Below are 19334 nucleotides of genomic sequence, written 5' to 3' on the forward strand. Positions count from 1 at the left end.
CCTTGTTTAATGTTTATAGCGCCATATGCAACAGCGGATAAGGCTTGCCCTGACCATCAATTGGTGAACGGCCCGTAACAGAAAAACCAATATGCTGGTAAAAACCTAACGCTTGCTCATTCTGTTCATTAACATCAACTTTGCTAGCCCCTTGAGACTTGATCGCATAAGTAGCTAACAGAGCTCCTAAACCTTTGCCACGCGCATCAGGTGAAATGAACAGCATTTCAATGTTTTCACCATGTACACCACAGAACCCCAATATTTCACCCTTACTATTTTTTGCACACCTTAAATCAACGGTGTCAAAATACTGCTCTAAGATCAGTGGCTTTAATTCCTGAAGATCTTCTTCCGCCAAAAAATCATGGGTTGCTCTCACCGATCCTTCCCAAATTTTTAGCAGCCTAAGATGATCTGCTTTTTCTACAACTTCAATATTCATCACTAAACCTGATTGAAAATTTAACCTTTGGCTTTCCGATGCGCCGGAGCATAGATGCGTTCGCCAACAGCCACTGGTTTATACTTTAGCGGCCTGAATCCACCGTCAAAACTATTGCTTCACCAATCTCAGCAATCGCCTCATTCCGCTCTGAGAAAGAAGCTTCTGTTTGCGTAAGATATAGAGCTACAACGATCGGCTGGCGTTCCGGAGGCCAAAATATGGCTGTTATAGATCGCGATCCGAAACCGCCAGCCCCAGTTCGATCTGCAACAATCCAGCCTTCTGGAACAGAAGCCCGAAAAAGTCCATCTGCAACTTGGTTTCTCTTCGCCAGTCATATAGCTGACCTCTGGACTTTCTGGATAACACGTCGCCCAACAGCAAATTCTGGAGATTTTTCACCATTGCATTTGGAGTTGTTGTATCTCTATTATCACCTGGTATCGCCTCATTAAGCTCCGTCTCCCAACGATCAAGACGCGTTACATCATCTCCCAATACTCTTGCGAACAATGTTACTTTTTCCGGTCCACCCAGTGCTTGCAAAACCAAGTTTGCGGCCGTGTTGTCGCTCATCGTCAGAGCAGCCTCACAAAGATCCGCAAGACTCATAGCTTGACCGCTAGCGTGTTTCTCCGTGATAGGAGAGTAGGTAACGAGATCTGACTCTGAAAAACTCACCGATCTATCAAGACTCTCCTGCCCCGCATCGACCCGGTGAAGCAGAGCCGCACAAGCAAGCGTTTTGAACGTACTGGACATTGCGAATCGCTGATCAGCTTGATATTCCCATCGCTGACCGGACTCCAAATCATAAGCAGCAAAGCCCACTTGAGCCTCTATCTCTCCAGCGATTCGTTCCACCGTTTGAATCAAAGAACGATGGCCGTCAGCAGATGCGATTAATGCCCAAAAACTAAAAAAATAGCTATAGGAAACTTTAGTAACGCTGTCATTGGTGAAATTCTCATAAATTTCTCAGCACTTGGTTCGAACTGCATAGACATAATGACTCCCACGAGGTGCTGACCTCCATTTTCGTGGGTTAGCTGAAAGCCAGAGCCATACTGTATCTGTTAACAATACCAGTTGGAGGTCAGCATGATTAACAGTAGCATAATTTTTATTGGCTTAGACACTCACAAAGAGTTTACTGAGGTCGCCTATGTCGAAGATGATCGAAACGCTAAAATCGTCCACCTAGGCCGCGTGCCTAGTACTAAACTCTCCATCAAAAAACTCGTACGACAATTTCAATCTAAATACCCTAACGCCACACTACATTTTGTTTATGAGGCTGGACCCTGTGGTTATTGGATCTATCGACTGCTCACCAGTATCGGGCATCCATGTTACGTCGTCGCACCCTCTCTCATTCCTAAAAAACCTGGTGAACAGGTCAAAACAGACAAACGGGATGCGATGAAATTAGCCAACCTATTACGCACCGGTGATCTTGACCCTATCTATGTACCCGAACCTGAGGATGAAGCAATGCGCGATCTGTCTCGTGCAAGGGAGATAGCTATGAAGGATCTTAAAGACAGTAAGTATCAACTCAAAGCCCTTTTACTTCGTAACAATATAAAACCTACGGTAAAAGATAATTGGTCTCAAAAGCACTTGCGCTGGCTAACGGAACTGGTGTTGCCCTATCCCAGCCAACAGATCGTTTTACAAGAATATATTCAAACCATTTCAGAACGTGTTAAACGGCTAGCTCGCTTGGATAATGAACTCATTCATCATGTTAAAAACTGGCGCTATTATCCCGTGGTGAAAGCCATTCAAGCAATGCGTGGCGTACGTTTATTAGTCGCCGTTGGGGTGATTGCTGAATTAGGCGATTTAACCCGCTTTGATCATCCCCGTAAACTCATGAGCACTTAGGACTTGTCCCTCGGGAGCATTCAAGTGGTGGTCACCGACGACAAGGGAGTATTACTAAATGCGGTAATGGCCGAGCAAGGCGCTTACTTATCGAAGGGGCACATAGTTATCGCTACAGTGCGAACATCTCGACAGATTTGCAAAAACGACAAGAATCACTCAGTAAAGAGATCATTGATATCGGATGGCTCGCTCAATTGCGTTTATGCCGTCGCTATCAACGCTTAATGAAGCGAGGGAAACACTATAACGTGGTTGTGACAGCCATCGCCCGAGAGATGATCGCTTACATCTGGGCTATCGCCAGGGAAGTTGTGTTGTCTCCTGTGGATCCAACAAAACGTTTATCGAGAGTTCCCGCGTAATGACAGGTTTAGAGTTAGTGCATTGGATCAGGCCACGGCAGTGGCATAATCTCCGACGGCGTTAGGCAGGCAACTGTGTAAACAGTTGATCCACGAGCATAGACTGAAGATCGGTGCCACGACGGAATAAGTAAGGTAGGCGCTGCTCATTTAAGAATGAGTAATCCACGGATACCAGCATGAAAACCGACGAAATTACCGGCCTCATTCGATGCATTAACTCTATTTAGTTAGACAAAAAGGCTTTGAACGAAAAAGCAGGTACAACTGTGTTTAAACTTGACAGTGGGAGTCATACCAACGCTAAGTACTGCTGCACCTTGTTAATTGGATACTTCAATGTACCACTTCGGCTTGATACGCCCAAAATCCCGGCGGACGTTTGATTTCAGTGCCTTTTTTGAGTCCAGCACCTTTGCCTCGCCGCCCTCTCTAACAAACACAACCCAATGCCAAAATTTTTTGCCCTGTTCCATACGCCATTTAATGGCCATAAGAGCTTTGTCTGGGAGGCTCTCCCAAGACTCAAATGGTGTTTCTTTAGGCGACACCGAGATACCGAATTCCCATAGAAGTTTCCGGACAGGTGTAGTCTCCGACCAGAGAGACGTGTCTGCAGCGTAGATGCCCAGAGCATTTGCCTTTCGCTTGGCCTCTGCATAGCTGACACCTGCGAGAGTAGCGCTTGCAGCAATACCGCAGCCAGTTGTTTCTTCCTGAATAACGGGTTCCATCTCTCTACCAATTAACGTTAAGATAAGCGACGGCTGGAAGCCGTACAGTGAACGGCCGCTAAGCCGGAAACGAACATAATTGACGGGTTATGCAGTGTTCGCACGGGCTAGCAATTTTAACGCCTCATCAAAAATTTTCTCCACATGCTCTCTGTTCTCTATGTTGTCAGGCAACGCAGCCTGATCCCCCTCAACACCCTCGATCATTTCCTGTAGCATGCCTGGACGTTCAGCGTTTAGTCGCTGCAGAAGTCCTGTTAACAGGTAAAGAGCCGCATCAACCTTAGCGTTTTCCATATACTCACCTCAATTCCTAGATCCCAAACCAACAATACTGCATAACGCCGCCAGCATGAACGGCTTTGTAGTGGAAGCGAAGCCGAAAAATGCGTCGCCGTACTTTATCTTATTATGTGGTTGAACTTTCATTGAACAAGATTCTGTTCGAAAACGGGTCTACCACTATGAACACCCTATCTCCCCAAGGAGCATTCGTGATTTCTGGCCGACAGTACCTATAACCCTTTGAAGTTATTTCGTGGTACAAAGCTTCAACCTGATCTGTATTCACGAACGTTTTAGAGCCAGGAGAACAATCTCCCGAGTGCTCACTGAGATGAAAGACCAGGTCATCTCTAGAAACCTGCATATAGATAAGGCTGTCCGGCTCAAAGCGGTGCTCCCAATCCAACGACATACCGAGGAACTCCAGATAGAACTCCTTCGCCTTTGCCTCATCGAAAATTCGGATAACAGGGATCGCTTGAAATTGCATCTATACTCTCCTTACACAGAACGCCGCAATAACCGGCGTAGCTTTGCTGCGTCCGGCGCCTTAGTTGAGTGACTTTTTAGGTTATTTTTACAACTGCTCTACACCTTGGAAAGGTTGAACAGCCCCAAAAATTTTTACCTGCATTAGCCCCTCTTTTCGACTCCCTTATTATCATTCCAGAACCGCATTTAGGGCAAATCTTATCACTTTTCTTTGAGCTAACTATTTGTTTTACATGTGTGACATGGTCGCGGTTAGTTTTCATGCCTGGTTGGAGCCTACCATTCTGAATAGTGCTGATAACATCATGTACTTGATTTTGGCTTAGAATCTCGGTGTGTATTGATTTAATGTATTTAATGCACCCGCCGGCATAGGTTACATTGCGAGGCATGTCAGTTTTAAAGGTGCTGTCGCCAATAAATACGATGACTGAAAAAATGCTTTCAAGTGGAATGCTTAAACAGCTTTCAAGTGTTTTTATATGCTTGTAGTTTTGATGTATTGGGTTTTGAAGTTTACTTGAATGTTTAAATATTCTTTGTGTCCACTGCTTTTGATTGGAAGAGGCAAATATCCACCCCTTCATGTTTTTTGTTTCTATGACAAACACACCATATTTTGAGACTAAAATATGATCAATTTGTGTCGTTCCATCTTCTGTAGGGAGTGTGACGTTTTTAATAAGGAAGTATTTATCTTTTGGTAAGAATAGCTTTAAAAGTAGATTAACTTGAAACTCTCCTAATACACCCTTGAACCAAGGTGACTTGAAGAGACCAGCTAATATGGCTAATGGTATTACATACCAAAACATACTGAACAATTGATTGATTATTGGTGTGACGTCCATTTCTTGGTAATACCTTTTTCACTTAACATTTGTATATACGGGGGTTTGTGTATTTTCCCTCATCACTATTCGTTAAAAATAGATGTAATCATTTGAAACAAGTTTAAAGGAGTCTGGCCCCTTTAATACTAGTAATGATAACGACATGACAGGATTGTTATTGCTTGATCGTTTACAGCATAAATTAAGCGATTTTTATCATCTATTCGCCGTGACCAAAAACCAGCTAAGTGCTCTTTCAGTGGCTCCGGTTTACCGATACCCTCAAAAGGAGAACGTTTAACATCTGTGATTAATTTATTGATCCGTTTTAAGGTTTTCTTATCTTGTTCTTGCCAATACACATAGTCGTTCCAAGCTTCATCAGTTGACAGTAAACGACTATTCATCAATCAAGTCCCGTCGTGTTGTTTGACCGGCTTTGTATTGGGCAATTGAACGATTCAAATGCTCGGCATTTTCTGGAGAACGCAACAAATAAACAGTTTCCATTAAGCTGTTGTAATAATCTAAGGACATAACCACAGCATCTTCAGCATCTCGACGGGTAATAACGGTTGTATCGGCATCATTAACCACACCGTCTAAAACACGTTTCAAACCGTTACGAGCTTCAGTAAAAGATACGATTCTCATAAGAACCTCCACATGTACAATTAATGGAACAATTATATACGCTCCATTCAAACCTGTACAGATAGATGAACATGTAGACTCTACTAGCAGTTAACGCCATGATAATCTGTGCCACATATGGAGTGGCTTTTTGGGTAAGGTCGCGTAGCCGCCCCAAAAAGGCGCGGAGTATGGTGCATCAAGTTGATAACCTTATTAGCCTTTTCTCTTGCCGAACCAAAATTGGATGACAACCCAGCTGCAAAAAACAAGCGCCGCAAAATGGATGGGGGCCCAATAAGGTACCCATGGCTCCAGAGGAAAAGATTCGAAATCCGTTCCCGTGGCAATGCTACAAGGATGCTCCCCTTTTAAATTAATGCCGATGATATATCGGACTACATGATAACTGGACAACGGTAGCGCCAATAACACAGGCAATGTGAACCAGCGTATAAAAGCTCTTCGCGCTCGCCCAATGAGAGCAACGCTAGAAAGACCTACAATTGCTGGCACGAACACGAATAATGATACAAGCCAAACATCGAGACTGCCCTGAGTACACGTAGTCACTTCTACCAATGTAGTCAGGAAAACCACGAAACTCAGTAGTAAAAGCGAGATGATCGATACCGTTGTTGTCATATTCATACCAACGCCTCAATGAGCAGCGATCGCGCTCTTTGCGAACGTCCGTCTTCATTGATTTGTTATTAGCCAATGCGCTTATCTTAACTCACTAAAAACTTCAGGATGTTGTTCAGCTATCCTTAGTAATGCAATTGCTGGTCCTTGAGGGTTTCTTCTTCCCTGTTCCCAATCCTGTAAAGTTCTTGTGCTTACACCGAGTAAACCGGCAAACATAACCTGAGACATTTTTAATTTAGAGCGAATAACCTGTGGCGCAGATGGCTCACTTAATTCGTTATTGCGTAGAGAAACCTTTCCCTTTTTATATTCCTTAATCTCATTTATACCTGCAAGAATTTCGGCATCTATATCTCTATTATTCATTGTCGATTGCCTCTGCTATTTGTTTCAACACATGACCTGCGATAGTCGCTCGCTCCGATTTACTGTACATAGTGAGCATCCATATCTCATGTTCAGCCTTCTTCCAATAGTAAATAGCGCGCACGCCACCACTTTTGCCTTTTCCTGAAGAGGCCCACCTTACCTTTCTGACACCACCAGAGCCCTTTACAATATCCTCGGCGTCTGGTTTTTGAAGAAGGTAAGATTGCAAACTACGATATTCATCATCTGATAAATAATCTGGAAGCAGTTTAGTAAAGAAGCTTGTTTCTATAAAGATTATGAGGCAAAAATACGGCAATGCCGTACCTTGTCAAGCGATGTCTATTGCCGAATAGACATAATGACTCCCACGAGGTGCTGACCTCCATTTTCGTTGGTTAGCTGAAAGCCAGAGCCATACTGTATCTGTTAACAATACCAGTCGGAGGTCAGCATGATTAAAGTAGCATAATTTTTATTGGCTTAGACACTCACAAAGAGTTTACTAATGTCGTAAAGGGCCTTAAACGAAAAGCAGATAGAACTGTGCTTAAACTTGACAGTGGGAGTCATACCAACGTTTAAGCTAATCGGCCGTGCGTTAGCGCGGTCGGGTTGAGTGGATTGTATGTTTTTAGTAAGTGCAAATACAAATCTAATAATCATCGGGGGGCAGACTAAAGTTATTTTTGATTTAACTTAAGTTTCAAAAGATTAAATATTTCATTTTACTCTGACCCCAATTATTCCAGCTACAGCACAGTGTTAGGCATTTTATCAAAATCAGTCCATTTCATGGTTAATCAAGCACCTCAACCTTCACCGCCTTACATTCAAACCGATTGCTGGATATTGCCTTAACTTGTATTTTGCTCAAATGAACTTTGATTCCTTTTTGTAACGTTTTTCCGTTTTCCATCAGTGACTTTATCATTGATGGCTCAATACGCGCTGTACTTGCACATTTTTCTTTCCATTTCGGATGTGATGGTGCGTCAATGATATGTCTAGCCCTGCCAGCATTATGTCGATATATGCCTACAACATCATTACCAAACCACCACTAACCTGAAGGAAGATAATCTGGATCGGCTTTCGATTGGTAGGGTTTATTCGTAAATTTTTTGTTGTGTTCAGCATCACACTGCTCTCCAAACTTAACCGTTTGACCTGCCTCTTGTTGCTTAGCGGCCGCAAGACAAAAGCGCCAACAGAGTTTGTATCCGTGTTCAATACATTGGTCTGCCTTGTCCCGATAAGCAAGTGTGTCTGCAAACACTGTATTACCATAAATAAGTAATACAGCCAAAACGTAACTCGGAAATAACATTAACTTCATCAACAACTCCTTTGCCTAATTGTTAGGTTTCCTTTCGTGATCTATAAAACATTTGTCAGAACTTGCATGCACATAGACATAATGACTCCCACGAGGTGCTGACCTCCATTTTCGTGGGTTAGCTAAAAGCCAGAGCCATACTGTATCTGTTAACAATACCAGTCGGAGGTCAGCATGATTAACAGTAGCATAATTTTTATTGGCTTAGACACTCACAAAAAGTTTACTGAGGTCGTAAAGGGCTTTAAACGAAAAAGCAGGTAGAACTGTGCTTAAACTTGACAGTGGGAGTCATACCAACGATGAAACTCACTTGAACCCAAAAGCAAGCGAAGCGACGATTTTGGTGGTCAACTGGAGTGCCTTGTATATTTATATTTCACCGAAATTTACTTGTGGCAGGCATTCAAACCCTGGTTTGGCGAATAAATAGCCCTGCATCAATTCAATGCCGGCATCTTGCAACCAATTCATTTCATTTTTAGTTTCTATACCCTCTGCCAATGGGGTTATGTTTAGATCATGAAATAATCTCAAACAATTTTTAATTATAAGTTGTCTTGGCTTATCCTTATCTATATTGCGAATAAGATCCATATCTAACTTAATTATGTTTGTCTGAAAATCAGCCAATAAGCCTAGCCCAGCATATCCTGAACCAAAGTCATCAATAGCCGTTTTAAACCCCATATTTTTGTAATACTCAACTATTTCTTTTACGAAATTACTATCATCAATTTTTTCAACCTCTGTAAATTCAAACATAATCTTATCTATAGGGAAATCATGTACTTTGGCGGCTTCTATAGTAGTACGTATACAGCGTTCAGGTTTATAAACTGCTTTTGGGAGAAAGTTAATGCTGAGCATAGATTCGAGTTTCAATTTTGATGCTAGGCTTATTGCTTTTACGCGACAGAGCTGGTCAAACAGATAGCGATTATCATCGTTTACTTTAGATATAATCGAATAAGCAGATTCGTTATTTAGGCCACGAACTAATGCCTCGTACCCAAATATCAGCTTTGTCTGGCAGTTAATGATAGGCTGAAAAGCCATGGTGAACTCGAAATCAAGACTGCTTTTATCGGCGCAATTATCGCATGAAAACCTGTCAAAAATTATTGGGGGATTTGTCATCATACAGTCCTCATTAAATATAACGCCTTGCTCAGTTGTGACCGGAATGGAGTTTGATTTGCGCCAATATTTTTCTAGCGCAAATCAAACAGAGTGTAGGGAATCAACTGAAGCAATTTGTGTACGCCCAGCATGGGTATGAACTAATGAGGTGAAAGTCCTCTGTAGGAAGGTCACCATCCATAGCGATTTATATCGTTTATTAGATGATAACTACTAGCGAATGGCAAGGGCCAACCTGCGAGGGACGGTCTAAAGGAAGCCTGACGCAAAACTGCGAGCTGATGAACAAGAACATCATATGAGGCGTAGGCTGGAGGCGAGTTGGCACAAGACAACGAAGCCGTGTGATCTAACGGCCACCGTAAATGATGCAGTTGCGCAGGGACAGTTCATGCTCTTATCTGGGGAGATCTGCTTAACAAGCGATCGGTAAACCACCAGTAAGGCTCTGGTCAATAAGTGCCTTGGCTCCGCTGAATGTATCGCCAGTGGAGAGCGAACTAGATACAAACCGATAGCGCTGGCAGAGGTAACTTTGCCAGTGATTAAGCAGAAGTCAGCAGACGGCATAGTAGCCCAACGGTCAGCGTAATGGCTGATACATGGTGAAGGCCTGAACATTAAGAATAAAGGAGGAGCCTTGTCACACTTGAACGCACGAACGCCGTCAGGCGATGACGTGATTCAGCGTAGTGATCTGAAGCCAGCCTTTAGTAACGATCTATTTGAGCGTGTGCTGCAACGGGATAACCTCTCAGCGGCATGGAAACGCGTTCAAGCCAATAAAGGGGCTGCAGGAGTGGATGGCATGACTATCAACGAATTTCCCGTATGGGCAAGAGCAGGACACTGGACGAAGGTCACTACCGAACTGGCAACAGGTCGATATACGCCCTCACCGGTCAGACGCGTTGAAATCGATAAACCCGATGGTGGTACTCGCCAACTGGGGATTCCAACCGTCTGTGATCGAGTGATTCAGCAAGCGATTGCCCAAGTCCTTACGCCTATTTTTGATCCCGATTTCTCAAACAATAGTTTTGGATTCCGGCCAAATCGAAATGGGCAACAGGCGGTAAAGCAGGTGCGAGACATCATCAAGGAAGGTCGCCGCTTCGCGGTCGATGTCGATCTGTCTAAGTTCTTTGACCGAGTTAATCACGATCTGCTGATGACGCGCCTTGGTGACAAGGTGAAGGACAAACGTCTTCTACGATTGATTAAACAATACCTGCGAGCTGGGTTTGTCGACAACCAGTTCTATGGTGTGAGCCGAGAAGGTGTACCGCAAGGCGGGCCACTATCGCCGCTACTAGCGAACATCATGCTCGATCCTCTGGACAAAGAACTTGAGAAACGTGGCCATAAGTTTGCTCGCTATGCCGACGACTTTACGATAGTGGTAAAGAGTCAGCGAGCAGGTGAACGCGTACTACGCAGTATCAGTCAGTACTTGCAAAACCGCTTGAAGCTGGTCGTCAATACCGATAAAAGTCGCGTCGTTAAAACCAGTGAGAGTAAGTTCTTGGGGTTTACCTTCAAGGCTGGTCGTATTCAATGGCATGAGAAAACGCTACTGAAATTTAAGCAGCGGATACGCATGTTAACGAATCGTAACTGGGGGGTGTCGATGAAATATCAGCTCTTCAAAACCAGCCAATTTATACGTGGCTGGATTAACTATTTTGGCATCGCCAATTGCTACCAACTCTGCGTCGATCTAGATCATTGGATTCGGCGCAGAATAAGGATGGCTTACTGGCGGCAGTGGCGAAAGCCACGCACCAAGGTCAGGAACCTGATGAGTCGAGGCGTCCACGTACAGGCGGCTGTTGCGTGTGGCATTACCAGTAAAGGCCCATGGCGAAGCTCTAAAACACCGGGGATTAATCAGGCATTATCCAATGCTTACTTAAAATCTCAGGGGCTTTATGAATTGCGCGATGGATGGATCAAGCTTCACCATTCTCAGTGAAACGCCCTGTGCGGATCCGCATGCAGGGTGTTGTGGGGGCTGAGGGTTAGAGACCCTCGGCTACCCGATTATCAGCTTTTTTCGGCTTCTTTGTTGTGCCATACACGCAAGATGTGAATTTCTTCACTAGCTATGAGATAGCGTACAGTGTACGAAGTTACAAATAAATCTCTAATGAGCTCAGGGTCAGGCGCTTTAGCTACCGGTAAGCCCATTCTGGGGAACGTCTCGAGTTTACTGATACCTTCTAGAAGTTCGCCAGCAATCCTTTGAGCTGCATTTGGGTTCTTTTCGGCAATGAATTCCCGTAACCGAGACAGGTCACCTACAGCTTCCGGCGTATAAGAAATAGTCACTCTTGAGGTGATGCCTTCTCGCCTTTGGAGCCCCAGCTCTGAAGCCATTCTTCAACTTTAGCGCCATTGATGGATTTGCCTGATTTTACGGAATCTAGGGCCTGGAGGGTGTCTTCCCAGCGAGAATCTTCCATGGCCTGACGGGCTAAAAACTCTTTAACTGCCTGATTTATAAGGTAATTCTTACTTCTATCTAATTTAACTGAAAGGTTCTCTAGAGGCCTTTCAACCTCATTATTAAGGCGAATACTAGTAACGCTCATAGTCGGCTCCATACACATGTGTTCACATGTAATACATAATACTACAGGAAACTAGATAGAGCGAGTGACTTATAACGCCTAACACAGTCGGAGGAGCGCAGCGACGATCGACTGCTGTTCTTTGTTATGTGTTTATTGTTTAACTTTAATTTCCTAAAAACCATGTTGCTTAATTAAAACTTTATGGCTGCTATATTTAGTTGCAATTTCGGCTGGCATACGATGGCAGGTTCTTTGGAACGTTGTGGTTTCTAATGCTCTAAGAACAATGCCGGTACCACTCCATCCGCCGCACTTAAATATAAACTTGTTATCAGCATCATAGATATCTATTTCAATCATGAGCTTCTCATAACTTTTCTCTTGGGATTTGTTTTTAAGCTCACCGGTAAATATAAACTCCTCTTTCCTTCCCTCGTTTGAGTAATTAGTAAAATTACTTAACTTAGATATATTGTAAACCTCAATATCTTCTAAAGAATTGTATTTACTAGTGGAACTATTTACTGATTGCGCGATGCTATTTGAATACTGGCTCATGGCATACAGCACGCAAACAATAGCTAAGATAAAACCTGGGCACAAAGTGAGGGGACAGGCACCCTTAAATTGACAATACCCTTACTCAATCCTAAGATCAAAGCCAAGCATTATTCATTACATCGATAAAAGGATTTACCGATGACTCGCCCAAGAAAGGAACTCGTATCCGTTCAAGATACCCCCTATTACCATATTGTTTCTCGTTGTGTTCGCCGCTCATTTTTATGCGGCTTGGATCACTCAACAGGTAAAAACTACGAACACCGTCGTCAATGGATCGAAGACCGAATACGCATTCTATCTTCACTATTCTCCATTGATATCTGCGCCTATACCGTGATGTCAAATCACCTTCATCTTGTGATTAAACTCTGCCCTACTCAAGCACAACGCTGGTCAAATACTGAAGTTGTAACGCGCTGGTTAAGTTTATTCAAAGGCCCCTTAATGGTTCAGCAATGGCAAGCAGGTGAGTCTCTCAGCAAAGCTCAGCTCGATACAGTGAGTAATATGATAGAAGTCTACCGAGAACGCTTAGCTAGCCTTAGTTGGTTTATGAAATGTCTAAATGAACCCATTGCTCTCCAAGCTAATCAAGAAGACAAGTGCACCGGCCACTTCTGGGAGTCTCGTTATAAATCGCAAGCTCTACTAACCGAAGAAGCATTACTGTCTTGCATGGCCTATGTAGATCTAAACCCTATACGCGCCGATATGGCTAAAACACCGGAAGACTCAAAGCATACGAGCATCAAAGAGCGCATAAATCCGAAATTCAATTTAACATCCGCGATAGAATCTCAAAAAGCACTGCTTGCTTTGCAGCATTTCCAATCCCCAGTAAAACCTCTGGCAAAATTTGAAGGAAATATCCGAAACGAAGAACAGCAGGGTATTCTATTCAGCCTTGGGGATTATCTCACCTTGGTCGACATGACAGGCCGAATCCTACGCGATGACAAACGCGGAGCTATATCCGCACACCTACCACCCATACTAGAAAGGTTGGAAATAAACCAAAAAGAATGGCTGAATAACGCCACTCAGTTTGAAAGGCTTTATCACAAGAAATTCGCACGAAAACGAAGGCATAACAAAGCGGCCTAACTTCACCCTTTCTTATCTACAGCCGATAAAATATCAGCTCAATCGCTGAGAGATACCACTGCCTTAAAAACACCGAATACCTCCCAATAAACACTTAAAACCATCAATCAGCCACTTGAAGTAAAAACAAAGCCTAACTGAAAAACCGATAACGAAGAAATGAAGGGACCTTTCTTTAAGAGTGCCTATCCCTTTTTATCTTTTTATCATTTAAAAGTGCATGTCCCTTTTTATCGCATGTCCCTTTTTATCGGCAAAGGCCGCCTGCTTATTTTTTTTATCAATGAGGCCTTCTTTAAAAGTGCATGTCCCTGCTTATTTTACTTTAAAAGTGCATGTCCCTGCTTATTTTCAGCAGGCAGCCCCTTAAACCAAAAAGCCCAGCGATAGGCTGGGCTTGGAAAAGAGTTTGTCAAGGTTTAATAATTTGTGGATGTCCCATTCTGCTGTTGCTTACATTCAGATCGTTGTGAAGGGCCTTCTGAAGGCATTTACTAGGCCTTAGCACCCAGTTGACTAACTCTCCATTCGGTAAACGTTGCCCTTAAAAAAGAAACAACATTCACTAGCGACACCAAGTTCTCTAAAGAAACAGAGAAATCAACAACTAAATCATCTGCAATAAAAATCTGCTTTGAACAACTAACATGCCGCAACTCCGTTGTACTAGAGCCAGAACAGCCCGCAACAAAAAAATCATCTATGCTCGCAGGAAGTTCTCCTTCAGGAGGCCTTGAGAAAACATAAAATAGCCCGCGATAACCTGTTTTCTCAAATACAAAGTAATAACCACTGTTTTCATCAAACAGAACTTCTCTAGAGCCATAATTTTTAGTCGCGTACCAAAGGTTTGAGTATTTTTCAGGCGCATCAAACCTGTTTTTTTCGTCCTGACTGACGTGATACACGGCGCCAATAACTTTCTGATCAAGAGAGTTTCTCGTTGGCGTATATGCGCCAATGTGCAACTTAATCTCATCACCAGAAAATTCAAAAATAAAGCTATCCACATCTTGATCAAGCCCAACTACCGACTTCACCCAAGACCACGGAGATAGATCCGGGATATTTTTTTGGGGAACAGAAAACTTATGCGCACCTATGTTGTAAATCACTTCGGAACCAAAGCTTATTTGCGGTAACGAACCACAGACCAGTATGAAAAAGCAAACTAGGATATTCAGTGTTTTCATTGCGTATCACACCCCTTACACCAATCTAAACCAGGAACGTAATATCTCGACACATCGGCTTCCCACAACATGCCTGTCAACGGAGTTCCACCAAATGTAGCATTAGGCAAACCTAAATCATTGAAAACCTGATGATGATATACGGCAATTTGCCTTGGATTTAACAACCCAGGCACACCCAGATTATCTGCATTGACTGCCAAAGCGTGGGCATTCATTAGCCTAATTTGCACATCTCGAGTATCGACATCGACACCATTAATAAACGCTGTGCCATGCAACCCAAAATTAGCCAAAGCCATAAAGCAGGCATTAGCAGAGGTACATTGATTTTGAACCACCATCAAAGCTCTTGCCGCATAAGCATCCCCAGCAGCATCTCGTGCTTTGTAGTAACCCTCAACATCACCAGCCAAACGAAGCTCTCTCTGTGCTTCTGTTTCTCTTAAACCTCCCTTCTGCGCATAATTTACACCATTAAGCGAATTTATAAACTCCGTACTATAAGGATTCCCCCCATTAGCCCAGACCGAATTAAAGAAATCCGTTGTCGCCCCACCAAATAAGCTATTATACCCCTGATTTATACTAGTTAAGATGGGAATCACTATATCCGAATAAATTGTCGATTGATTATAGTTGGTCAATGCACTTTGTGAGGTTGCATTATACCTAACAACTGTAGGCCCCATAGTTTGGTAACTCTCCTGAGAGATTTCAAGGCCTACTGACCAGTCATTCCATTCATAAACAGAACCGTAACCACTTTTCTGCGTAAAACCACTAGGGTCAGTATACTTATTAGGCGCGTTTAAGACATAACTATAGCGACTAAAGTTCTGTGAGCTGAAGCCTTCCTTGATAACCGGGTCTGCAGAGATAAAACGTCCGAGAACCGCATCGTACACCCGCCCGTTCATATGGATAAGATCCATCTCATCAATATGCTCGTGACCGGTAAAGCCACGATTGGTCAGTACAGGAATCAGATTGATACCGACGGTGGCTTCGCGCCAGTTACTTTGACGGCGGCTTCCGAACGGGTCAAAGCTCATACGATCAACCACGGTGCCAGTGCCATCGGTGATGGTATCAACGCTACCAAGGTTATCTTTGTGCATGTAGCGGGTTTGGACCGGAATAACTGAGCCATTGTGGTCAAGCCCTGAGACATGTACCGCGACAAGGCTGCTACCTGCGTAGATAAACTGTTTGTGGGTCACCTCTTGGCCTTTGGTGATCAGTTCATAGATTTTATCGAGGTAGAGTGTTTTTGTGCCATCGCTGCCGGTTTTTAGGTAGCGGGCACGGTCTGGTGCGTAGGCGAAGTCAACATATTTACCATCTTTCGCCATGCTGATCGGTTTGTTAAAGCTGCTCCAAGTAATCGTACGCCCAGCGCCACTAATCATATTACCGTTGTCATCGTAGGCGTATGTGTTGCCGCCTGCGGAGGTCACTGCATGAGGACGTGGTCCATTGTATTGGTAGTCGCCTAAGTCTGACTTATGGGTGATGTTGCCTAAGGTATCGTAGGCATAGGTTTTGGTTTCGGTGAGGTTTTCACCGGCAGCTGTGCTGACGACCGTCGAGCTCTTTAGTCGGTCTAGGTTGTCGTAAGTAAAGTCCTCTTCCACTTCAGCAATAAGGTCTGCGCGCTGGGTGACATTATTCAGTTGATCGTATTGGTAGTTAAGGTCACGTAGTTTATCGAAGTTGGCAAAGCCGGTTTGTTGTTGCAGTAACAGACCATTAGAAGGATCGTAGTTGTAGATACTGCTTAAACCATCAAAAAGTGAGGGGACAGGCACCCTTAAATTGACAATACCCTTACTCAATCCTAAGATCAAAGCCAGCATTATTCATTACTTCGATAAAAGGATTTACCGATGACTCGCCCAAGAAAGGAACTCGTATCCGTTCAAGATACCCCCTATTACCATATTGTTTCTCGTTGTGTTCGCCGCTCGTTTTTATGTGGCTTGGATCACTCAACAGGTAAAGACTACGAACACCGTCGTCAATGGATCGAAGACCGAATACGCATTCTATCTTCACTCTTTTCCATTGATATCTGCGCCTATGCCGTGATGTCAAACCATCTTCATATTGTGATTAAACTCTGCCCTACTCAAGCACAAAATTGGTCAAATACCGAAGTTGTAACGCGTTGGTTAAGTTTATTCAAAGGTCCCTTACTGATTCAGCAATGGCAAGCAGGTGAGTCTCTCAGCAAAGCTCAACTTGATACAGTGAGTGATATGATAGAAGTCTACCGGGAACGCTTAGCTAACCTTAGTTGGTTTATGAAATGTCTAAATGAACCCATTGCTCGCCAAGCTAATCAAGAAGACAAGTGCACCGGCCACTTCTGGGAGTCTCGTTATAAATCACAAGCCCTGCTAACCGAAGAAGCATTACTGTCTTGCATGGCCTATGTAGATCTAAACCCTATACGCGCTGATATAGCCAAAACACCGGAAGACTCAAAGCATACGAGCATCAAAGAGCGCATAAACCCGGAATTCAATTCAACATCCGCGATAGACTCTCAAAAAGCACTGCTTGCTTTGCAATATTTCCAATCCCCTGTAAAACCTCTGGCACAATTTGAAGGAAATATCCGAAACAAAGAACAGCAGGGTATTCTATTCAGCCTAGAGGATTATCTAACCTTAGTCGATATGACAGGCCGAATCTTACGCGATGACAAACGCGGAGCTATATCCGCACACCTACCACCCATACTAGAAAGATTAGAAATAAACCAAGAAGAATGGCTGAATAACGCCACTCAGTTTGAAAGGCTTTATCACAAAAAATTCGCACGAAAACGAAGGCATAACCAAGCGGCCTAACTTCACCCTTTCTTATCTACAACCGATAAAATATCAGCTCAATCGCTGAGAGATACCGCTACATCAAAAACACCGAATACCTCCCAATAAACACTCAAAACCATCAATCAGCCACTTGAAGTAAAAACAAAGCCTAACTGCAAAACCTATAACGAAGGAATGAAGGTTTTTTTTAAAAGTGCATGTCCCTGTTTATTTCAAAACCAGCCAATTTATACGTGGCTGGATTAACTATTTTGGCATCGCCAATTGCTACCAACTCTGCGTCGATCTAGATCATTGGATTCGGCGCAGAATAAGGATGGCTTACTGGCGGCAGTGGCGAAAGCCACGCACCAAGGTCAGGAACCTGATGAGTCGAGGCGTCCACGTACAGGCGGCTGTTGCGTGTGGCATTACCAGTAAAGGCCCATGGCGAAGCTCTAAAACACCGGGGATTAATCAGGCATTATCCAATGCTTACTTAAAATCTCAGGGGCTTTATGAATTGCGCGATGGATGGATCAAGCTTCACCATTCTCAGTGAAACGCCCTGTGCGGATCCGCATGCAGGGTGTTGTGGGGGCTGAGGGTTAGAGACCCTCGGCTACCCGATTAGCACTTTTTGCTGAGATACTGCTTACGACCTTCATAATCGCTCATATTGTTTGGAAATGGCCTTTTACAATTGGCACATATAGCTCTTTGCGTTTGGCCTCGTTTATAAATAAGCCTGTAGAGCCTATCTGGCAACCATGGCTTATCTACAACCTCAAGTTTATTTTCGCCGATATAACCGCACTCTGGGCATGCACACAAACAAAAGAAACGATCAGGTAGGTTCGTTTCAAGAAGATCTGTGAATTGTGCCGCCACTCCCTTTATGTATTCGCCTTTATTTTCAGCGGTTAATCCAGAGTTAAAAATACAGCCGTCGCGGTCATTAACCATCCACAAATCTTCACTAAGCGCATCCCAAATACTATAAATTGCTTCATAATCAGATTTTAAGTAAAAACTTTCTAGAATGCTTACGCCTTTTTCTGTGTCAAGATCACCGGATATGATTTGCTCACAAAGAGCTTTTGCGTAGATTTTTAGACCTTCCTTTTCATCAGGAAGGATTAAACCAAGATCCTTGAGCGACTTCTGAAAATATATTTCAACTTCTTCTGAGTCAGGGGCTCGTTCGTAACCCATACTGGCTAGAATAGCGACGTTTTCGGATTCAACATTTTCGTACAGCAAAGACTCTGCCCATTCCGTATAGTCTTTCGAATAGGCACTACCTAAAGCTCGTTTTCCTGTAAGAAGTTCAAATTTCATATGAGTGCTAACGCTTGCAGCATGCGCGCCTGCGAAATGGAGCCGAAGGCGCAATGTAGTAGGCGTCGCCGTGCCTGCACTTGTGTACGCCCAGCATGGGTATGAACTAATGAGGTGAAAGTCCTCTGTAGGAAGGTCACCATCCATAGCGATTTATATCGTTTATTAGATGATAACTACTAGCGAATGGCAAGGGCCAACCTGCGAGGGACGGTCTAAAGGAAGCCTGACGCAAAACTGCGAGCTGATGAACAAGAACATCATATGAGGCGTAGGCTGGAGGCGAGTTGGCACAAGACAACGAAGCCGTGTGATCTAACGGCCACCGTAAATGATGCAGTTGCGCAGGGACAGTTCATGCTCTTATCTGGGGAGATCTGCTTAACAAGCGATCGGTAAACCACCAGTAAGGCTCTGGTCAATAAGTGCCTTGGCTCCGCTGAATGTATCGCCAGTGGAGAGCGAACTAGATACAAACCGATAGCGCTGGCAGAGGTAACTTTGCCAGTGATTAAGCAGAAGTCAGCAGACGGCATAGTAGCCCAACGGTCAGCG

The 19334-nt window shown here is 43.8% G+C and carries 22 protein-coding genes and 2 pseudogenes; 5 read left to right on the top strand and 19 right to left on the bottom strand.

From position 1 onward, the window contains the following. Positions 1–13: 13 nt before the first annotated feature. Together ACOQOE_RS11190 and bla are read right to left on the bottom strand one after the other, a co-directional pair. A complete protein-coding gene (locus ACOQOE_RS11190) occupies positions 14–445 on the bottom strand; it encodes an acetyltransferase (protein ID WP_420554027.1) in 432 nt (143 codons plus the stop codon). Between the two features lie 85 nt (positions 446–530). After that, a pseudogene (gene bla / locus ACOQOE_RS11195) lies at positions 531–1351 on the bottom strand (class A beta-lactamase). Positions 1352–1549: 198 nt separating this feature from the next. On the opposite strand from bla, the pseudogene ACOQOE_RS11200 reads away from it, so the two are divergent. Beyond that, positions 1550–2703: pseudogene (locus tag ACOQOE_RS11200) on the top strand (IS110 family transposase). 323 nt (positions 2704–3026) lie between these two features. Here the strand turns inward: ACOQOE_RS11200 and ACOQOE_RS11205 are convergent. The 11 genes from ACOQOE_RS11205 to ACOQOE_RS11255 form a co-directional block, all read right to left on the bottom strand. Then, positions 3027–3437: a hypothetical protein gene (locus tag ACOQOE_RS11205; RefSeq protein WP_420554028.1), complete on the bottom strand. Its 411-nt coding sequence runs from the start codon at positions 3435–3437 to the stop codon at positions 3027–3029. An 87-nt stretch (positions 3438–3524) separates the two neighbouring features. Continuing rightward, positions 3525–3734 carry a hypothetical protein gene (locus ACOQOE_RS11210; protein ID WP_420554029.1) on the bottom strand — a complete coding sequence of 70 codons (210 nt, stop codon included), beginning with the start codon at positions 3732–3734 and terminating at the stop codon, positions 3525–3527. A gap of 112 nt (positions 3735–3846) precedes the next feature. Next, positions 3847–4212, bottom strand: coding sequence for a glyoxalase superfamily protein (locus tag ACOQOE_RS11215; protein WP_420554030.1), 366 nt, complete (start codon positions 4210–4212; stop codon positions 3847–3849). Between the two features lie 76 nt (positions 4213–4288). Next, the gene (locus ACOQOE_RS11220; protein ID WP_420554031.1) at positions 4289–5065 is read right to left on the bottom strand and encodes an NERD domain-containing protein; all 777 of its coding nucleotides are present in this window, start codon (positions 5063–5065) and stop codon (positions 4289–4291) included. 128 nt (positions 5066–5193) lie between these two features. After that, a complete protein-coding gene (locus ACOQOE_RS11225; protein WP_420554032.1) occupies positions 5194–5454 on the bottom strand; it encodes a Txe/YoeB family addiction module toxin in 261 nt (86 codons plus the stop codon). Then, positions 5447–5701 carry a type II toxin-antitoxin system Phd/YefM family antitoxin gene (locus tag ACOQOE_RS11230; RefSeq protein ID WP_420554033.1) on the bottom strand — a complete coding sequence of 85 codons (255 nt, stop codon included), beginning with the start codon at positions 5699–5701 and terminating at the stop codon, positions 5447–5449. The genes ACOQOE_RS11225 and ACOQOE_RS11230 overlap by 8 nt, the downstream gene beginning before the upstream one ends. Positions 5702–6170: 469 nt before the next feature. Next, positions 6171–6401 (bottom strand): hypothetical protein, encoded by a 231-nt coding sequence (locus tag ACOQOE_RS11235; RefSeq protein WP_420554034.1) that lies wholly within the window; start codon positions 6399–6401, stop codon positions 6171–6173. Positions 6402–6406: 5 nt separating this feature from the next. After that, on the bottom strand, positions 6407–6694 hold the full coding sequence (locus tag ACOQOE_RS11240) for a helix-turn-helix domain-containing protein (protein ID WP_420554035.1): 288 nt from the start codon (positions 6692–6694) through the stop codon (positions 6407–6409). After that, a complete protein-coding gene (locus ACOQOE_RS11245; protein WP_420554036.1) occupies positions 6687–7016 on the bottom strand; it encodes a type II toxin-antitoxin system RelE/ParE family toxin in 330 nt (109 codons plus the stop codon). The genes ACOQOE_RS11240 and ACOQOE_RS11245 overlap by 8 nt, the downstream gene beginning before the upstream one ends. A 744-nt stretch (positions 7017–7760) precedes the next feature. After that, positions 7761–8036 carry a hypothetical protein gene (locus ACOQOE_RS11250; protein WP_420554037.1) on the bottom strand — a complete coding sequence of 92 codons (276 nt, stop codon included), beginning with the start codon at positions 8034–8036 and terminating at the stop codon, positions 7761–7763. 372 nt (positions 8037–8408) lie between these two features. Then, positions 8409–9095, bottom strand: coding sequence for an EAL domain-containing protein (locus tag ACOQOE_RS11255; protein WP_231868005.1), 687 nt, complete (start codon positions 9093–9095; stop codon positions 8409–8411). Between the two features lie 724 nt (positions 9096–9819). Between ACOQOE_RS11255 and ltrA the strand changes: the two genes are divergently transcribed. Then, positions 9820–11154, top strand: a complete 1335-nt coding sequence (gene ltrA / locus ACOQOE_RS11260) for a group II intron reverse transcriptase/maturase (RefSeq protein WP_420554038.1) — start codon at positions 9820–9822, stop codon at positions 11152–11154. Positions 11155–11225: 71 nt separating this feature from the next. Here the strand turns inward: ltrA and ACOQOE_RS11265 are convergent, their stop codons facing one another. The 3 genes from ACOQOE_RS11265 to ACOQOE_RS11275 form a co-directional block, all read right to left on the bottom strand. Further along, positions 11226–11558, bottom strand: coding sequence for a type II toxin-antitoxin system RelE/ParE family toxin (locus ACOQOE_RS11265; RefSeq protein WP_420554039.1), 333 nt, complete (start codon positions 11556–11558; stop codon positions 11226–11228). Continuing rightward, entirely contained in the window at positions 11507–11773 is a 267-nt protein-coding gene (locus ACOQOE_RS11270; RefSeq protein ID WP_067869991.1) for a transcriptional regulator, read from the bottom strand. The genes ACOQOE_RS11265 and ACOQOE_RS11270 overlap by 52 nt, the downstream gene beginning before the upstream one ends. Before the next feature lie 153 nt (positions 11774–11926). After that, a complete protein-coding gene (locus ACOQOE_RS11275) occupies positions 11927–12313 on the bottom strand; it encodes a hypothetical protein (protein WP_420554040.1) in 387 nt (128 codons plus the stop codon). A 141-nt stretch (positions 12314–12454) separates the two neighbouring features. Here ACOQOE_RS11275 and ACOQOE_RS11280 point away from each other — a divergent pair, with 141 nt between their 5' ends. After that, positions 12455–13423, top strand: a complete 969-nt coding sequence (locus ACOQOE_RS11280; protein WP_420554041.1) for a transposase — start codon at positions 12455–12457, stop codon at positions 13421–13423. Positions 13424–13917: 494 nt separating this feature from the next. Here the strand turns inward: ACOQOE_RS11280 and ACOQOE_RS11285 are convergent, their stop codons facing one another. Together ACOQOE_RS11285 and ACOQOE_RS11290 are read right to left on the bottom strand one after the other, a co-directional pair. After that, on the bottom strand, positions 13918–14616 hold the full coding sequence (locus tag ACOQOE_RS11285; RefSeq protein ID WP_420554042.1) for a hypothetical protein: 699 nt from the start codon (positions 14614–14616) through the stop codon (positions 13918–13920). Continuing rightward, positions 14613–16475 (bottom strand): RHS repeat domain-containing protein, encoded by a 1863-nt coding sequence (locus ACOQOE_RS11290; RefSeq protein ID WP_420554043.1) that lies wholly within the window; start codon positions 16473–16475, stop codon positions 14613–14615. Before ACOQOE_RS11290 ends, ACOQOE_RS11285 begins: the two co-directional genes overlap by 4 nt. 30 nt (positions 16476–16505) lie before the next feature. On the opposite strand from ACOQOE_RS11290, the gene ACOQOE_RS11295 reads away from it, so the two are divergent. Both ACOQOE_RS11295 and ACOQOE_RS11300 read left to right on the top strand, forming a co-directional pair. After that, positions 16506–17474: a transposase gene (locus ACOQOE_RS11295; RefSeq protein ID WP_420554044.1), complete on the top strand. Its 969-nt coding sequence runs from the start codon at positions 16506–16508 to the stop codon at positions 17472–17474. Between the two features lie 178 nt (positions 17475–17652). Further along, a complete protein-coding gene (locus tag ACOQOE_RS11300; RefSeq protein ID WP_420554045.1) occupies positions 17653–18000 on the top strand; it encodes a group II intron maturase-specific domain-containing protein in 348 nt (115 codons plus the stop codon). Between the two features lie 68 nt (positions 18001–18068). Here ACOQOE_RS11300 and ACOQOE_RS11305 read toward each other — a convergent pair whose 3' ends face one another. Continuing rightward, positions 18069–18779, bottom strand: coding sequence for a hypothetical protein (locus tag ACOQOE_RS11305; protein WP_420554046.1), 711 nt, complete (start codon positions 18777–18779; stop codon positions 18069–18071). Positions 18780–19334: the final 555 nt, after the last annotated feature.

The sequence above is a fragment of the Neptuniibacter marinus genome (genome assembly GCF_965223595.1).
GTDB classification, from domain to species: domain Bacteria; phylum Pseudomonadota; class Gammaproteobacteria; order Pseudomonadales; family Balneatricaceae; genus Neptuniibacter; species Neptuniibacter marinus.

Coding starts and splice junctions, on each gene's coding strand:
- ACOQOE_RS11190 (WP_420554027.1), bottom strand. CDS start 445: ATGAATATTGAAGTTGTAGAAAAAGCAGATCATCTTAGGCTGCTAAAA.
- ACOQOE_RS11205 (WP_420554028.1), bottom strand. CDS start 3,437: ATGGAACCCGTTATTCAGGAAGAAACAACTGGCTGCGGTATTGCTGCA.
- ACOQOE_RS11210 (WP_420554029.1), bottom strand. CDS start 3,734: ATGGAAAACGCTAAGGTTGATGCGGCTCTTTACCTGTTAACAGGACTT.
- ACOQOE_RS11215 (WP_420554030.1), bottom strand. CDS start 4,212: ATGCAATTTCAAGCGATCCCTGTTATCCGAATTTTCGATGAGGCAAAG.
- ACOQOE_RS11220 (WP_420554031.1), bottom strand. CDS start 5,065: ATGGACGTCACACCAATAATCAATCAATTGTTCAGTATGTTTTGGTAT.
- ACOQOE_RS11225 (WP_420554032.1), bottom strand. CDS start 5,454: ATGAATAGTCGTTTACTGTCAACTGATGAAGCTTGGAACGACTATGTG.
- ACOQOE_RS11230 (WP_420554033.1), bottom strand. CDS start 5,701: ATGAGAATCGTATCTTTTACTGAAGCTCGTAACGGTTTGAAACGTGTT.
- ACOQOE_RS11240 (WP_420554035.1), bottom strand. CDS start 6,694: ATGAATAATAGAGATATAGATGCCGAAATTCTTGCAGGTATAAATGAG.
- ACOQOE_RS11250 (WP_420554037.1), bottom strand. CDS start 8,036: ATGAAGTTAATGTTATTTCCGAGTTACGTTTTGGCTGTATTACTTATT.
- ACOQOE_RS11255 (WP_231868005.1), bottom strand. CDS start 9,095: ATGGCTTTTCAGCCTATCATTAACTGCCAGACAAAGCTGATATTTGGG.
- ACOQOE_RS11265 (WP_420554039.1), bottom strand. CDS start 11,558: ATGGCTTCAGAGCTGGGGCTCCAAAGGCGAGAAGGCATCACCTCAAGA.
- ACOQOE_RS11270 (WP_067869991.1), bottom strand. CDS start 11,773: ATGAGCGTTACTAGTATTCGCCTTAATAATGAGGTTGAAAGGCCTCTA.
- ACOQOE_RS11275 (WP_420554040.1), bottom strand. CDS start 12,313: ATGAGCCAGTATTCAAATAGCATCGCGCAATCAGTAAATAGTTCCACT.
- ACOQOE_RS11280 (WP_420554041.1), top strand. CDS start 12,455: ATGACTCGCCCAAGAAAGGAACTCGTATCCGTTCAAGATACCCCCTAT.
- ACOQOE_RS11285 (WP_420554042.1), bottom strand. CDS start 14,616: ATGAAAACACTGAATATCCTAGTTTGCTTTTTCATACTGGTCTGTGGT.
- ACOQOE_RS11290 (WP_420554043.1), bottom strand. CDS start 16,475: ATGCTGGCTTTGATCTTAGGATTGAGTAAGGGTATTGTCAATTTAAGG.
- ACOQOE_RS11295 (WP_420554044.1), top strand. CDS start 16,506: ATGACTCGCCCAAGAAAGGAACTCGTATCCGTTCAAGATACCCCCTAT.
- ACOQOE_RS11305 (WP_420554046.1), bottom strand. CDS start 18,779: ATGAAATTTGAACTTCTTACAGGAAAACGAGCTTTAGGTAGTGCCTAT.